This window comes from Anaerolineae bacterium, from assembly GCA_013178015.1.
Lineage (GTDB): Bacteria > Chloroflexota > Anaerolineae > DRVO01 > DRVO01 > Ch71.
On record JABLXR010000028.1, the window covers coordinates 1 to 15,271 of the forward strand.

The 15,271-nt window shown below is 67.3% G+C and carries 12 protein-coding genes and 1 tRNA gene; 9 read left to right on the forward strand and 4 right to left on the reverse strand.

Annotated elements, in window-relative coordinates; translation table 11 throughout:
- Positions 1-381 precede the first annotated feature (381 nt).
- The 8 genes from HPY83_11760 (at position 382) to HPY83_11795 (ending at position 9,208) form a co-directional block, all read left to right on the forward strand.
- Positions 382-456 (forward strand) — tRNA-Asn (locus HPY83_11760).
- 128 nt (positions 457-584) lie between these two features.
- A complete protein-coding gene (locus HPY83_11765; GenBank protein ID NPV08620.1) occupies positions 585-2,363 on the forward strand; it encodes a hypothetical protein in 1,779 nt (592 codons plus the stop codon).
- Positions 2,364-2,729: 366 nt separating this feature from the next.
- Positions 2,730-3,359 (forward strand): hypothetical protein, encoded by a 630-nt coding sequence (locus HPY83_11770; protein NPV08621.1) that lies wholly within the window; start codon positions 2,730-2,732, stop codon positions 3,357-3,359.
- A gap of 34 nt (positions 3,360-3,393) precedes the next feature.
- Positions 3,394-4,644 (forward strand): MFS transporter, encoded by a 1,251-nt coding sequence (locus tag HPY83_11775; GenBank protein NPV08622.1) that lies wholly within the window; start codon positions 3,394-3,396, stop codon positions 4,642-4,644.
- A 71-nt stretch (positions 4,645-4,715) separates the two neighbouring features.
- Complete coding sequence (locus HPY83_11780) at positions 4,716-5,774, forward strand: hypothetical protein (GenBank protein ID NPV08623.1); 1,059 nt, start codon at positions 4,716-4,718, stop codon at positions 5,772-5,774.
- A 3-nt stretch (positions 5,775-5,777) separates the two neighbouring features.
- Positions 5,778-7,595, forward strand: coding sequence for an FAD-binding protein (locus HPY83_11785; protein NPV08624.1), 1,818 nt, complete (start codon positions 5,778-5,780; stop codon positions 7,593-7,595).
- 244 nt (positions 7,596-7,839) lie between these two features.
- The gene (locus tag HPY83_11790) at positions 7,840-8,076 is read left to right on the forward strand and encodes a GNAT family N-acetyltransferase (protein ID NPV08625.1); all 237 of its coding nucleotides are present in this window, start codon (positions 7,840-7,842) and stop codon (positions 8,074-8,076) included.
- Positions 8,077-8,086: 10 nt separating this feature from the next.
- Positions 8,087-9,208: a glycosyltransferase family 4 protein gene (locus tag HPY83_11795; GenBank protein ID NPV08626.1), complete on the forward strand. Its 1,122-nt coding sequence runs from the start codon at positions 8,087-8,089 to the stop codon at positions 9,206-9,208.
- Here HPY83_11795 and HPY83_11800 read toward each other — a convergent pair.
- The 4 genes from HPY83_11800 to HPY83_11815 are packed head-to-tail and all read right to left on the reverse strand — an operon-like array spanning position 9,157 to position 13,312.
- Positions 9,157-9,948, reverse strand: coding sequence for a YhfC family intramembrane metalloprotease (locus tag HPY83_11800; GenBank protein ID NPV08627.1), 792 nt, complete (start codon positions 9,946-9,948; stop codon positions 9,157-9,159). The genes HPY83_11795 and HPY83_11800 overlap by 52 nt on opposite strands.
- A gap of 37 nt (positions 9,949-9,985) precedes the next feature.
- Positions 9,986-10,354: a hypothetical protein gene (locus tag HPY83_11805; GenBank protein NPV08628.1), complete on the reverse strand. Its 369-nt coding sequence runs from the start codon at positions 10,352-10,354 to the stop codon at positions 9,986-9,988.
- Positions 10,355-10,370: 16 nt separating this feature from the next.
- Positions 10,371-10,700 (reverse strand): hypothetical protein, encoded by a 330-nt coding sequence (locus HPY83_11810; protein NPV08629.1) that lies wholly within the window; start codon positions 10,698-10,700, stop codon positions 10,371-10,373.
- Entirely contained in the window at positions 10,697-13,312 is a 2,616-nt protein-coding gene (locus HPY83_11815; GenBank protein ID NPV08630.1) for a CBS domain-containing protein, read from the reverse strand. Before HPY83_11815 ends, HPY83_11810 begins: the two co-directional genes overlap by 4 nt.
- A 199-nt stretch (positions 13,313-13,511) precedes the next feature.
- Here HPY83_11815 and HPY83_11820 point away from each other — a divergent pair, with 199 nt between their 5' ends.
- On the forward strand, positions 13,512-15,227 hold the full coding sequence (locus HPY83_11820) for a hypothetical protein (GenBank protein NPV08631.1): 1,716 nt from the start codon (positions 13,512-13,514) through the stop codon (positions 15,225-15,227).
- Positions 15,228-15,271 lie beyond the last annotated feature (44 nt).

Here is a 15,271-nt window from a genome sequence, read left to right on the forward strand (position 1 = left end):
AGCGTCCTCACCCTGGTCCCATCGCCCGTGGGACCGCGGACCCCTCGCCGGAAAGAGCCAACTACCCCTCGAGGAGTTCGCGCGCCCACGCGAAGGAGCCCAGGCACCCAGCGTCCTCACCCTGGTCCCATCGCCCGTGGGACCGCGGACCCCTCGCCGGAAAGAGCCAACTACCCCTCGAGGAGTTCGCCCGCCCACGCGCGACGGGTCCTTGCCCGCGAGAATGCCGTCGCCTCGCTCTTCCAGCCAGCCAAAAGGCCGCTCAGCATCCAGCCCCGGGGGTCCACTCTCGAGCAGGGTCCCGCACGAAGGCTGGCTCTCCCGATTGTGAGCTCTCACAAGTTGCCGTCGAGGCATCGCCTGGGTAGAATGAGATGGTATTCCTCGGTAGCTCAATGGTAGAGCGGCCGGCTGTTAACCGGTTGGTTGTTGGTTCGAGTCCAGCCCGAGGAGCCAGAATCCAAGCCGAGAAGCCTTGGGCTTCCAGGCAGCTGATGCATTCGGGGGAAGCGAAGCCTGAGAGGCAACGCTTCCCCTCTTGCGTATGGCGCAGAGCGAGCCCTGTGCCGTCGGGGGAGGTGCGCGTGGCCAGAGAGCACGAACCGAGCTACACAGACCTGGTGTACGAAGTGCTCCAATCGTCGCCGGGGCCGCTTGCCCTCTCCGAGATTCTGCAGGCCGTCAACGAACGGAGGCCGATAGCCACTGCCAATCCCAAGAGCACCATACGCGGTGCGCTCCACCAAGGCAGATCGCTCGTCAGCCTGGGGAAAGGCCTGTATGGATACCTGCCTACGCTGCTTGAGGGCAGCTTGCTGCGCTTGCCACTGACCGAGAAGAAGCCAGCCAATCATCCTCTCATATTCACCCCGGAGCTGAGCGTCGCTCTGTGGCCCACCAGCGACGAGCCCGCCAAGCGCCGGAACGACGGTCCGGTTCGGGTGCGGCTGCCCAGCGGCGAGGAGGTGACCTTGGGCCGTCACTTCCTGGGCCTGGGCACTTGGGGCAGCAGCATACCTGAGCCGCTTCGCCACTACCTGGTACAGAATCGCGCCGCGGCAGGAGACTCCCTCCTGATTCGGGTAGTTGACGCGAAGACACAGCTCTACGAAGCGCGCTTCGAGGCCCAACGCCACCGGGATGCCGCTGCAGTGGCCGCTCGGAACCGCGAGATAGGCGAGGCTGCCGCCGAGTTTGTTTGCAGGAAGCGTAGCTCCGTCGTCTTGGTCTGGGAGATCGCCAGCTATCTGCTGGCCAAAGGCTACTACAAGGCCGGCGTGGCACCCGATCCGCTCGAGACCCTGCTATCCAGTGATCGTCGACTGGGCACGAGCGGATACGGGGTGTGGATGACCGCCGAGGAGGCAGCTGAGCGCGGTGACGAGCTGAGACTTGCGTTCGAGCGCGTTTTCTCGCAGGACACAGACGATCTGCTGACGGACGCCTTCGTTCCCGATCTGCCCAAGGCACCCCCTGCTGGGCTCGAAGCCGCAATCATGGAGAGAGCGCTGGGGAACATCGACAGGATCCTGGCGGAGCAGGACTTCGAGACTGAAGAGGAGCTCGAGGCATTCCTCAGCGAACTCCTGAAGGACGGCCCCATCCCCGAGCGCCCGGCGGAGACGCCTCTGCAGAAAGCTCAGGAGCTGATCTACCAGGCCTGGGAGGCCCGCAGCCGGCAGCAGCGAGTCCGCCTGGCTCAGCAGGCGCTGGAGATCTCCCCAGACTGCGCTGACGCCTACGTGGTACTGGCCGAGGAAACGGCCCGTACCGCCGAAGAAGCTCTGGATCTGTATGCTCAGGGGGTGGCCGCCGGCGAGCGAGCCCTGGGACCCAAGGCGTTCGAGGAGTACCGTGACCGGTTCTGGGGCGTGATCGAGACCCGTCCCTACATGCGAGCGCGTCTAGGTCTGGCTCTCGCCCTCTGGGAGTGCGGTCGCCGGGAGGAGGCCATCGGCCATGCCTGGAGCATGCTGGAGCTGAACCCCAACGACAACCAGGGAGTGCGCTACGCCCTGCTCGGTTGGCTCCTCGAAAGCGGCGACCAGGCAGGGACCCTCAGGCTCCTCAAGCAGTACGAGGACGACCCGGCGGCGGCGTGGAAGTACGGCCGTGCCCTGCACAGCTTCCAGACCGAAGGCGACACCGCTCACTCCTGCCAGCTTCTGCGCCAGGCGATGGACAGCAATTCGTACGTCCCGGCCTACCTTGTCGGACGGAGGCGTATCCCTCTGAGGCGGCCCGAGTTCATGTCTCTGGGCAATGAGAGCGAAGCGGTGGTCTACGCCCAGGATCAGATTGGGGCCTGGAGGAATACCCCAGGGGCTCTTGAGTGGCTCAGGAGGCGGTGGCGCGCCGAGTAACCTAGCCATGTCCCGACTTCCGTGCGACATAGGAAACGGCGCATGAGCGAGTACCAGTACTGTGAAGGCGGCGTATAGGACCTGATCGGCCGGTGCCAGGCCGCTGGCCATGACCACGCCGTCCAGATCCTCCAGGACCTGGGCGACCTGGCAGCCTCGCTGGGGAGGCAGGAGCGCTTCCGCAGCCGCGTACACGAGCCCCACCCCCGCTACGCCCGCAGGCCCTCCCTCGTGAGCCGGCTCGATACCATCGTGCTCAAGGAGTGAACTCCGGCACGTTCCTCGAGCGAGACTCACACTGGCCCGCGAATTGCGACCCAGTACCTGGCGGCGTTCGCGCCCGCATCTCCCCGGGGAGGGTCTTCCATGGCCAAGCGGTTGCGTCTGCTCATGCGGCTGGTCGGCGTCTCGGTGCTCTTCGGCCTACTCGCCTCCCTCGGCGTATACTGCCTGACCGCCTGCTGGTCCGACTGGGCCTTCCAGCGTGAGTTCCTCTCCCGCCTGGGATCGTCCCTGGCAGCGATCCTCGTGGGGGTGCCCATCGCCCTGGGCCTCCGCGACCAGCTCCGCCGAGGAGAAATGGAGGAGCACCGCCGCTCTCAGGCCGAGCACGCTTCCACGGTGCTGAGTCTCCTTCGCCGCGAGCTGGAGCATAACGGCGACCTGCTCCTGGCCCGCCAAGGCTCCGATACCCCTCTCCCTTCGGAACCGCTCAAGGACGACCTTTGGCAGGCTCTCACTCGCGGCGGAGAGCTCCCCTGGCTGCAGGAGCCGGCAGTGCTGGACCGCCTTGCCTCCGCCTACTACTACGTGCGCGCCGTGAGCGAACTCGAGTCGGCCATGGCCCATTCCGGAGCCGGCTTCGGACCCGACGGGACCCTGAGCGAGGGCTTCCGCGGCTATCTGGAGGATCTCGAAGCTCGCGCCCTGCGCCACGTGGTCCTGGCCCTCGAGACTGTGGACGAGAAGATGGGCCGAGTGGCCGTCCAGCGGTGAGGCAGGCCAGCATTTCTGACCCATCCGGTGTATAATGCCGGGATCACAGCGCCAGGTGGCGCCGGGAGCAGGCCCCCAGTTGTACGCGGAAGAGCCACAGACGGCAGTGCAGACGCCCACAGCGGTCTATCGCGACCCCAACTTGCGTATCATCTTCGCCGTCACTCTGATCGCCGTTCTGGGCGTGTCCAGCGTCACACCGGCCTTTCCCACCATGCAGAGGTCCCTGGGCATCACCCCTCAGGCGACCGGCCTTCTCATCACCGTCTTCACCCTACCTGGGGTGGTGGCCACACCGGTGCTGGGCATGATGGCAGATCACGTGGGCCGCAAGCGGATCCTGGTGCCTTCTCTCTTCCTATTCGCTGCGGCCGGCACCGCGCTGCCCCTGGCCGGCAGCATGGACCTCATGCTCCTCCTCCGTTTCCTCCAGGGGCTCGGTGCCGCTGCTCTGGGCTCCCTCAACGTCACCATTATCGGCGATCTCTACTCGGGCCGCCGGTGCACTGCTGCTATGGGCTACAACGCTAGCGTGCTCAGCGTAGGCACCGCCGCCTATCCTGCTATCGGTGGCGCACTCGCGTCTCTGGGCTGGCGCTATCCCTTCTTCCTCCCTGTGGTGGCCATCCCTGTGGGCCTTCTGGTCCTGTTCCGGCTGGACAGCCCGGAACCGCTGACCCATCAGGGCCTGCGGCAGTACCTGGCCGATGCCTTCATCAGCGTGACCAACCGCCGCATCGGTGGCCTCTTCCTCGCCAGCCTGGCCACTTTCATCATCATCTATGGCGCCTACCTGGCTTACTTCCCCTTCCTGTTGGCCGACTCCTTCGGGGGCTCCTCGCTGGTCATCGGCCTCATTATGTCGAGCATGTCGATCACCACTGCCCTGGTGTCCTCCCAGCTAGGCCGGCTGGTGCGCCGCTCGTCGGAGCGCTCTCTCATCGTGGTGGCCTTCCTGCTCTACGCGGCGGCCATGACTCTCATCCCCTTGGTGCCCAGCTTGTGGCTCTTCATAGTGCCCGCCACCATCTTCGGCCTGGCCCAGGGCATCAACGTCCCCAGCATACAGTCGCTGCTGGCACGCCTGGCCCCGCCGCAGCATAGGGGGGCGTTCATGTCGCTGAACGGTATGGTCCTCCGCCTCGGTCAGACGCTCGGCCCCGTGATCATGGGTGGCGCGTACGCCGCGTGGGGCATGGTCGGAGTCTATCGCACCGGTGCCGCAGTGGCGCTTCTAGCGGCTGTGATCGTCGGCTACACCGTAAGGGCCGGGCGCGGCGAATGACCGCGCCCTCCGCTTTGACCGCCAGCGCCGCTCGGTGCTAACTTCCTTCTCAGCTTCCTCTGGAGACATCCATGACCGGTAGAGAACGCGTCTGGGCTGCCATCCGCTTCCATACGCCGGATCGCATCCCCCTCATCTACGGCGTGCTACCCGGGGCGGTGGACCGGTACGGAGCTGAGCTATCCGCCATCATGGCGCGATACCCTAGCGACTTCGCCGGCCAGGAGAGGGCCCTTCATGGAACGGCGGAAGACCCGCACTACCGACAGGGCACGGACGTGGATGCCTGGGGCTGCATCTGGAAGAACATGGGCCTGGGAACAGAGGGACAGATCGTGGGCCACCCCCTGGCCGACTGGTCGGCGCTGCCGGCCTACCGTCCCCCCGACCCAGGAGCCGAGGACTGGGCCGCCGTGGACGACACCATCGAGGAGGGGCGGCGCCGGGGCAAGTTCGTCATGTTCGGGGCCGGCAGGCTGTTTGAGCGCATGCACTTCCTGCGCGGCTATGACCGCCTGCTCCTGGACATCGCCGAGGATCGGCCCGAGGTGGAGCGTCTACGTGACCTGGTGCTGGCCCACGACCTCGCCGTCGCCGAGCTCGTCGCCCAACGCGACACCGATGGCATCTCCTACATGGACGACTGGGGCACCCAGTCCGCCCTGATGATTCGCCCGGACCGATGGCGCTCCCTGTTCAAGCCCGCCTACCGCAAGCTGGTCCAGGTGGCCCACGACGCCGGCAAAGCGTTCTACTTTCACAGCGACGGCTGCATCGCTGAGATCATCCCCGACCTGATCGAGGTCGGGGTGGACGTGCTCAACCCCCAGTTCTCCTGCCACGACTTGGATGAGCTGGCCCAACTCTGTCGCGGGCGGGTCTGCATCTCCACCGATCTGGACCGGCAGCAGGTGCTGCCCTACGGCACGCCCGATGACGTGCGCCAGTACACCCGACGGGTCATCGAGTCCCTGGCCCTGCCAGAAGGCGGGCTGATCGGCCGGGCCGAGGCCGCACCGGACACGCCACCCGCCAACATCGAAGCCGCCTATGCCGTGTTCGCCTGCCACCGCTTCGGCTCCGGCCAGAACGATGGCTCGCAGCGCCCGCTTGGCGGCCCCAGGGAGTAGAGCATGCCAGGGGTCGCGCACGATTCGGCAGACGTGCTGGTGCTGGGGGGCGGCGGCGCCGCCCTGCGGGCCGCCATCGCTGCAGCCGAGCACAGCCCCCGGCTATCGGTGCTTCTCGCCACCAAGGGCTCCCTGGGCCGAAGCGGGGTCACTGCCACCGCCTGCTCCGACCGGATGGCCTTCCACGCCACTCTCCCCACCACCGAGCCCCGCGAGCCCTACTCCTGGGTGCACCACGCCGACGACACCTACCGCATCGGCGGCTACGTCTCCGACTATGACCTGGCTGCCATTCAGGCGCGAGAGGCCGCCTCGGCCTTCCACTACCTCGATCGCCTGGGCGTTCCCTGGGTTCGACGGCCGGACGGCACCGTGGACCAGTTCGTCACCGATGGGTCCGAGTATGCCCGTGCCTGTTACACCGGGCCCTATACTGCTAAGCACATCGAGGAGGCCCTGGTCCGACGCGCCCGCAGTCTGGCCAACCTCCGGGTCATCGAGCACGTCGGCGCCACCGACCTGCTCCGGGGCCAGGACGGCGGCATCGCCGGGGCGCTGCTTCTGAGCCAGACCGGCGACGAGCGGCTGGCGATCACCGCGGGCGGTGTGGTGCTGGCCACCGGCGGCGCTGGCCAGATCTTCGAGATCAACGTCTTCCCGCCCGACTGTACCGGCGATGGCTATGCCATGGCCTACCGCGCCGGCGCCGAACTGGTGAATATGGAGTTCATCCAGCTCGGCCTGTGCTCCGTCGCTACGGGGCTAGCCATGTCCGGCAGCATGATGCGTGCCCTTCCCCGGATGGTGAATGACTCCGGTGAGGAGTTCCTCTTTCGCTACCTGCCGCCGGACACCCCTCCCGAGGAGGCCTACGGCCTCCTCTTCAGCAAGGGCGCCAGCTGGCCCGTGTCCCTGGAGCAGCCCAGCCACGTCCTCGACATCGCCGTGACTTACGAGAGGGCGGAGGGCCGTCGAGTGTACCTCGATTACAGCGCCAACCCGCAAGAGCTGGAGGTGTCCTCCCTGCCGGCCAAGGTCAGGCGCTGGTACCGCGACACGAAGGGCGTGCCCTTCGAGGATGAGCCGTACCGCAGCAGTCCTCTAGAGAGGCTCAGGGCCATCAACCTTCCGTCAGTGGAGTGGCTCAAGGACAGGGGCGTCGATCTGGAGGCGGGCCATCTGGTCGAGGTGGCGCCCGCGGCCCAGCACTTCCAGGGCGGCGTCAAGATACGCACCCACGCCGAGACGTCCCTGCCTGGGCTCTACGCCGCCGGGGAGGTCGCCGGTGGGCAGCACGGTGCCAACCGCCCGGGTGGCAACGCCCTCATGGACTCACAGGTGTTCGGCCGTATCGCCGGAGACAGCGCCGCTCTCCTGGCCTCGCGCCGCAGCCCGACGCTTGATCCAGCCTCCCTACGCGCCGCTCTGGACAGCCTGGATCGGCTCTCCGCCCGAGCCGGGAGTGCCGTCAGCCTGAGGCGCGCGGTTCAGCAAGTCATGTCGCAGGCGGCGTCCGTGGTCCGCACCGCTGCGGGGCTGACCGAAGGGCTGCGCCGGCTGGAGCACCTCAGGCGCTCGTGGTCGCCTGATGGCGACGGGGAGCTCCTGTGCGCCGTGGAGACGGCTAGCCTGCTGACCGTGGCCGAGATGGTGCTACGCGCCGCCGAGGCCCGCACCGAGAGCCGTGGTCCCCACCTGCGCTTCGCCACCTGGGGCGACCTCACTCCCATTCCGTCCTCGCCTCACTGGCGCCAGTACGTCGTCATCCGGAGGAGCGGCCCCACCATGCAGCTCGAGATACACCAACCGGTGGAACCGTAGCAGTGACCGCCAGCGTCCGCCGGGCCACCGTCGCCGACGTGGAGGCCTTGCAGCAGCTGTACCGCCAGGTGGACGAGATGCACTTGCGCCTCGCCCCCGCACGTTCCGCCGCCCAGAGGAGCCTCTTGGCATCCGGGAATGGATCGCCGACCTCATCAACGATCCCCAGTCGCTCCTCCTCGTGGCCGAGAGCGGCGGTCTCGTCGTCGGCCTGGTGGAGGCGGCCCTCCGGGAAATGCCGCCGATGCCCTACCTGGTGCCGAAGCGTTTCGTCGTCGGCACCTTGGTGGTGCATGAAGGGTTCGGCCGCCGCGGCATCGGCCGAGCGTTGATGGCGGCGGTCGAGGAGTGGGGGAAGGGCCAGGGGGCAGAGGAATGCCAGCTCACCGTCCACGCGGCGAACCGGGGGGCCATGTTCTTCTGCGAGGCACTCGAGTCCGCCTCCGCCAAGCAAGACCCGGGTAAGCCACTTGACCGCTAGCGACCGGGCCATGCGGGTGCTCCTCGCGTCCAAAGCCTACGTGGTGGCCGAGTATCGCCGTAAGGCGGCCGAGCTGGCGGAGCTGGGCGTCGATCTTACGCTGGTGGCGCCAGCGTCGTGGCAGGACGAGCGCGGCCGGTCGCCGCTCGAACCCGGCGATGATTCCTCCTATCGGCTGCGCGTGCTTCCCCTGGCTCTGAACGGCCACTTCCACCTGCACTGGTTCCGCGGGCTGGGCGGCCTGATCCGGCAAGAGCGACCGGACATCGTGCACATGGAAGAGGAGCCCTACAACCTGGCCACCGCCCTGGCGCTGGCCGCCGCTCGCCGGTCCGGGGCGCGAGCCGTCTTCTTCACTTGGCAGAACCTGAACCGCCGCTATCCTGTGCCCTTCCGATTGCTGGAGCGCTATTGCTACCGCACCGCTTCCCACGCTCTGAGCGGGAACACCGAGGCCGCAGCGGTGCTGCGGGCCAAAGGGTACACCGGCCCCGTCACCGTGCTGCCTCAGTTCGGGGTGGATCCGGACCGGTTCAGCCCCCCTCCCGCCCCACCGAAGGACTTCGTCATCGGCTACGTGGGACGGCTGGTGCCGGAGAAGGGAGTGGACCTGCTGCTGCGGGCCGCCGGCGGCCTGACCGGGGAGTGGTCTCTGAGCATCCTGGGTGCCGGGCCCGAGGCCAAGAACCTGCAAGGACTCGCCGAGCAGTTGGGGGTGGCACCCCGCGTACGCTGGCATGACCCCGTGCCGTCCCCGCACGTGCCCGCTCACCTGAGATCGCTTGCCTGTCTGGTCCTGCCATCGATCTCTCGGCCCCACTGGAAGGAGCAATTCGGCCGGGTCCTGGTCGAGGCCATGGCCTGCGGAGTGCCAGTGGTGGGATCGGACTCAGGCGAGATCCCCAACGTGATCGGGCCCGCAGGTCTGGTCTTCCCCGAAGGGGACGTAGCCGCCCTGCGCGCGTCCCTGGCCCGGCTGCAGAGTTCACCCGCGCTACGGCGGGAGCTGGCGGTAGCCGGCCGCCAGCGGGTGCTGGAGCACTACACCCAGGCCGCCATCGCCCGAGAGACGGTGCGTGTCTACGAGGCCGTGCTCGGCAGGGGAACGGGCCTCAGTCTCAACGCCCAGTAGGCCGCCCCGACCGCCACCGGCAGCAGCACCAGCACCCCCAGTAGAGGCCGGGAGTAGGCATCCCCCAGCAGAACCCCCAGCTGCCCGGCCAGGTGCAACCCCATCGCGTACAGGACCCAGGCTCGCGACGACCGCAGGAACGCCTGCACCACCAGAACCGAGAGGCCTACCTGCAGCACCAGGGTCAGGGCGCTCTCAGCACCGTCCACCAGCGGTAGCCAGACGGCCATGGTGGCCACGTGCTCCTTGGCCGCTCGGAGCGCCATCAGCTCCCCGACTGTCTGGGCCACGCTGGACGGGTTGACCTGAGGCAACACGATGACGTTCACCAGGGCCATGGCCGCCGGCAGCCCCACCAGATACACAGACTGCAGGCTGCCATACCCCAGGCCGAAGACCACCGCCCGCCGCCACGTGCGCCGCAGGTCCCGGAACAGCAACCGGAACCCCAGGTAGCGGCCGATCTGCTCGGTCACCGCGGTGGCGAGGGCCAGCGCCACGACCGCGCCCAGGCGCCCCGCGTGGGCCTGCCCCCAGGAGGAGGCGACAGGCCCACGAGTGGCCCAGTCGGTGAGCGGCGTCAGAAGGACTAACCCCACCACGGCAAAGGTCAGCACCCCATAGCCGAAGACCCGCCAACCCACTCTGAGGCTCCCCACCGCCCAGAGACTGGCCACCGCCGGTAGGCCTACTTCCACCGAGATCGCGGCCAGAAAGGCCAGAACCAGCGGAATCCTCACCATTTCCCTACGTTGCGCCGAATGGATCGGCCCCCCGTCAACCGCCCCGTCCTCGGGCGAAGCGCCACACCAGCGCCGAGGCCAAAGCCAGCAGCCCCGCTCCCAATAGGGCGAGGGAGGAGCGGTCGGTGATCTCGCTCACCCGCACCCCGTCGCTACCCACGCTAACCAGGGCGATGGGCCGGACGTAGCAGCGCGACTGGGGCTGGCCTAGGCCGCCGCCCGCCAGCTTCACCCCCGCCTCCGGCCCCTCCCCCTCGAACTCGCCCTCGGCCCGCAAGGCGTAGCTCACCCGCGCTACGGGGATCACCGTCCTACCGGCAGCCTCATAGGGTTCACCGAAGGCGGCCCGCACCATGTTGGAGTTCTTGAATGCATCCAACCACTGAAACAGGCCCTCTACCATCGCCTCCCTCCTCCCCTCACGTGCCGGAACGGGCAGGCCTCCTGTACCGCCTCCACAGCCACAGCGCGAGCACAAGCAACGCCAGCAGCCCTACTCCACCCCAGCGGCGCCGGGGGGCCACGGCGATGCTGTAGCGCCGGCCGAGTGGGTCGGTGACCTGTATCCTGGTGGGGCGAACGTGGACCCAGGCCCACACGCGGCCCAGGACCGGGCCGTGGAGCGGCACAGCCACCTTGGCCTTGCCTCCGCGCAGCACCCAGGCCACCGGCTCTATCTGATGGCCCTGCACGAAGTACGGCCTGCCGGACTGGCGCTCCCACGACAGCGGGCCCACCGAGATCCTCACCGCTCTGCTCCCTCACGCACCTCGGCCAACCGCGACGGTTCAGCCAGCCACTTCCGCACTAGTCGCTCCTCCTCTTGCCGGCCGGCCACCACGCCATCCAGCACCGCTTCCCGCAGCGCCTCCAGTACCTCGCGGTAAATGGGCCCAGGCTTCAGCCCCCATCCTCGCAGGTCTCTGCCGGTGATCTGCGGGCGCACCCGTCGCCACTCGGTCTGGTAGCGCAACAGCCGCTCGCGGGCGCGCTCGTCGCAGGATACGGCATAGGCAGCCAGGAGGCCGGGGGCAGCATATGGCTCGAGCCAGCGGTACACCTGACTGGGCGTCAGAGCCGCCGTTCCCAGCCTCTCCACCACCTCTCTCAGGGCCGGCACTTGACTTACCAGCCGGGCGACCGCACGGGATAATCGGAGGCGCGTCACCAGGCTCTGAATCTCCTCTCGGGATGAGTCCCACACCAGCAAACACAGGTACGTCTGCGGCAGGTCAGCCGTCTTCACCTCGAAGCGCGGCGCCGACATCCTGGCTGCCTCCATGGCAGTGTGCAGCTGAGGCGTGAAGCGGAGCCCCTCGGCCACGCGCTCCAGCAGCCCGAACTCCTGCAGACGAGCCAGGGCGCGCTCAGGAGCCTCCTCCTGCAGGATGAGCATCAGCTCCCCGGCAACTCGCTCCCCCGACGTGCGCTCCAGAAGCTCCGCCGCGTCACGGATCAGCTCGGCAGTGCGCTCTTCGATCTGAAAGCCCAGGCGCGCCTCCAGACGCACTGCCCGGAGCATCCGGGTGGGGTCTTCCACAAACGAAAGGCTGTGCAGCACCCGGACCACTCCTTGGTCCAGGTCTCTCAAGCCGCCGAAGAAGTCGAGGACCTCCCCCAACCTACCCGGGTTCAGAGTGATGGCGAGGGTGTTGATAGTGAAGTCCCGCCGGTGCAAATCCTGCTTGATGGAGCTCCGTTCCACGATGGGCAGGGCGCTGGGCCGCTCGTAGAACTCGGTGCGCGCAGTGGCGAAGTCCACGTGCTCGGGCAGGTCGGCCCACTCCTGACCCGCCATCGTTTCTCTCTCCAGTACCCACTTGGCTGTGCCGAAGCGCCGGTGGCTCTTGACCTCGCCCCCCAGGCGCTTAGCCAGCTGCTGGGCCAGAGCTATGGCATCCCCTTCCACCACCAGATCCAAGTCCAGGTTCGGGAACCCCAGGAGCAGGTCGCGGACGAAACCGCCCACGGCGTAGAGGTTGTAGCCCATATCGTCGGCCACATCGGCGGCGATACGCAGCACCCGCCACAGAGGAGCCGGCAGGGCGCTCTCCAGCCGTTCCACTACCCGAGGGGGCTTGGAGGCCCCCTCGCCTTCCGCTGCCCACAGCTTGATGAGGTCCGTACGGGTTACGATGCCAATCACCCGGCCATCCTCTACCACCGGCACCTGTCCGATGTCGTGCTCGGTCATCAGCCGCTGTAGCTCGCGCACTCCCGTCTCCGGGTCCACGCTGACACCCTGAGCCCGCATATACACCCGCACCGGAGCTCGATCCAGACCATGGTGCAGAGCTCGGTCTATCTCTCGGCGAGTGATGATCCCTACCGGCTTGCCGCCCTCAACCACCGGGAAACCCTCGTGGCCGTAGCGCTGCATGAGAGCAGCCGCCTCGGCCACCCGTGTATCGGGAGCGAGGACATGCACGCCGTAGGACATGATCTGCCGGACGGTGGTGGTGGGCTCCACCGCCACCGGTAGGTACGCCCGTAGCTCCCGCTTGACCTCATTCAGGCTGCGTTCCCGCACCAGCGCCGCCGAAGCCCGGGCGTGCCCGCCCCCGCCGAAGTGCCGGGCGACGCGGCCCACGTCTATTGTCCCCTTCTCGCTCCGGGCCACCATCTGGATGTGGTCGTCCATCTTGGCCAGGAGGAACAGCGCCTGAGGCTCGTACAGGTCCATCAGTCGGTGGGCCAGGACGCTGACCTCTTCCACGTAGACCTCTGATTCGGCCGCAGCTACCGCTACCGTCACTCCCTCTACCAGGAACGTAGTCAGACTCTGGGCCAGCCGGTGGTAGAGTTGCCGCTGTTCGTCGGTCAAGGGATAGCTGAGAAACTCCCTTACAATCTCGAGGTTCGCCCCCAATTCCATCAGGCGGGCCGCCGCCAGCAGATCGCGCGGAGTGGTGCCGCTGTAGGTCAGGCCCCCGGTGTCTTCGTATATCCCCAGGACGAAGAGGGTAGCTTCCAGAGGATCAATGCCGATCCCGCTCTCTAGCAGACGCTCCACTAGCATGGTGGTCGTGGAGCCCGTCGTGTCCAGCTCGTACGTTGCGTTGGCCAGGCGCTGGTCCATACTATGGTGATCCACGATGACCAGGGACGTCTGCCCGTCTACCCCCCGGAGCTGCGGGGGCGTCTGGGTGTCCACCAGGATGAGTGTGTCCACGTGCTCACGAGGCAGGTCGTTTGGGCGGTGCAGCAGCAGCCTGTCCTGGTAAAGGGCGTGGAATCCGCGGACGTTGCGGTTCATCTGGTGCGGTAGCAGCGCGAGAGCGGAAGGAAACAGCTTGGAGGCCGCCACGAGCGCCGAGAAGCCATCGAAATCGGTATTCTCGTGGGTGGCAATCACATTCATATGGTCATTATAGGGTGGTGGCGAGACCAGGGACAATCGCCCCCGTGGTGCGGGGACCCCACGTGGGGGAGAGGGCGGCCCCGTAGCGTCGTGCTGCATAGAGCGCGGTATCTCCGGCCACGGCATCAACGGCACCGCCATGCCTTCTTGCCTGGCAGCCCCCAGCGGCTAGAATCCCCCATCAGTGGGAGGTCCCGGCATGGCGAGTGAGAACGGGCCCGCGGTCCTCAGCCGCCCAGCCTATCTGTACGCCGGCCTGATCGGCGCCGCGCTGATCGGGCTCGTCCTGGCGCTGCTTCCCTGGCTTGGCGCCGAGAGGCAGCCCGCCATCGCGCCCAAGCGCAGCATCCCCAACACGGATGTCAGCCCCTACGGCGCCAACTTCTTCCTTCCTCGCGAGGTGGAGGACTGGAAACGGGAGCGCACCCTAAGTATGGCCGCCGAGGCCGGCATACGTTGGGCCAAGATCCAGTTCTCCTGGGCCGAGATCGAGAGGGACGGAAAGGCCCGCACCCCCGAGGACCTGGACTGGGAGAAGTTCGATCACATCGTGGACCTGTGCGAGCGCTATGGCATCCGCGTGATCGCCCGGTTGGATCGTCCTCCCGACTGGAGTCGCGCGGACAACACTGTGCCCGGCCGCCCGCCTGATAACCTGGAGGACTACGGCGACTTCGTCCACGCCTTCGCTGATCATTACCGTGGCCGGGTGGACTACATCCAGATCTGGAACGAGCCCAACCTCTGGAGTGAATGGGGCAATCGCCCGGTGGACCCGCAAGGCTACGTGGAGCTCCTGCGCATAGCCTACCGCCGAGCCAAGGAGGCCAACCCCAACGTCTACATCTTGTCGGCGCCCCTGGCCATCACCCTGGGAGAACCGCATCCTGAGCCCGGCAAGTGGCGGGCCATGAACGACATCCAGTTCCTGGAGGAGATGTACCAGGCCGGCGCCAAGCCCTACTTCGACATCCTCTCCGTCAACGCCTTCGGCATGGACCTGCCGCCCGAGGACCCTCCAGGCCGGGACAAGCTGAACTTCTCCCGCGTGTTGCTCCAGCGCCAGGTGATGGAGCGCTATGGCGATGCCAATAAGGCAGTGTGGTTCAACGAGTTCGGCTGGAACGCCCCTCCTGACGACATGCCCGACGAGCGAGCCATCTACGGCCGAGTCACCGAGGAGCAGCAGGCCGAGTATGTCCTGAGGGCCATCGAGATGGCTCGCCGGAGCTGGCCCTGGGCGGGGGTCTTCAGCTTCTGGTACTTCCGCCAGGTGGGCGACATCAGCCCCGATGCGGCCGACTACTACTTCCGCATGGTGGACGTGGATTTCACCCCCAGGCGGGTCTACTACACCGTGAAGGACGCCGCCAACGCCCTGGCCACCGCCGGCCCGGGCTATCATGAGGAGACCAGCCCCGGGGTGGAGTGGGGAAGGGGCTGGCAGAACGCTATCTTCCAGGACGCCAGCGGCGGGGCCGTCGCCGTGGCCGAAGAGCCGGGCGCTACCCTCACCCTCAAGTTCAAGGGCGACGGGGTGACCTTGGTAGCCCTCAAGGACAGTCGCTCCGGCATCCTCCACGCCACTCTCGACGGCAAACGCGTCCCTGGCCTGCCCGTGGACTCGGAAGGCAACTCATACCTGGATCTGTACTCGCCCGAAGTGCAGTGGCAGGGCGAAATCCAAGTGATCGGTGGCCTGAGCGATGGTCAGCACCTCCTGCGCCTCACCACCAGCGGGCAGAGCAACCCTGAGTCGCGAGGCCAGCGTTGTGCCGTGGACGCCTTCATCGTGGCCGCTCCGGCCCCGCCTGGCTTCCCCTTCGCCCAGGTGATCGCCTTCAGCGCCGTAGCAGCGTTCGGCGGGTGGTCCCTGGCTCGCGGGGTTCGCCCGGCAGCACCTACTTCCGCCTAGTGCCGTGGGGCTGCGGCATGAGGCCCCGGACGTACACCCGGGGC

Coding starts and splice junctions, on each gene's coding strand:
- HPY83_11770 (NPV08621.1), top strand. CDS start 2,730: ATGGCCAAGCGGTTGCGTCTGCTCATGCGGCTGGTCGGCGTCTCGGTG.
- HPY83_11775 (NPV08622.1), top strand. CDS start 3,394: ATGCCGGGATCACAGCGCCAGGTGGCGCCGGGAGCAGGCCCCCAGTTG.
- HPY83_11780 (NPV08623.1), top strand. CDS start 4,716: ATGACCGGTAGAGAACGCGTCTGGGCTGCCATCCGCTTCCATACGCCG.
- HPY83_11785 (NPV08624.1), top strand. CDS start 5,778: ATGCCAGGGGTCGCGCACGATTCGGCAGACGTGCTGGTGCTGGGGGGC.
- HPY83_11790 (NPV08625.1), top strand. CDS start 7,840: ATGCCCTACCTGGTGCCGAAGCGTTTCGTCGTCGGCACCTTGGTGGTG.
- HPY83_11795 (NPV08626.1), top strand. CDS start 8,087: ATGCGGGTGCTCCTCGCGTCCAAAGCCTACGTGGTGGCCGAGTATCGC.
- HPY83_11805 (NPV08628.1), bottom strand. CDS start 10,354: ATGGTAGAGGGCCTGTTTCAGTGGTTGGATGCATTCAAGAACTCCAAC.
- HPY83_11815 (NPV08630.1), bottom strand. CDS start 13,312: ATGAATGTGATTGCCACCCACGAGAATACCGATTTCGATGGCTTCTCG.
- HPY83_11820 (NPV08631.1), top strand. CDS start 13,512: ATGGCGAGTGAGAACGGGCCCGCGGTCCTCAGCCGCCCAGCCTATCTG.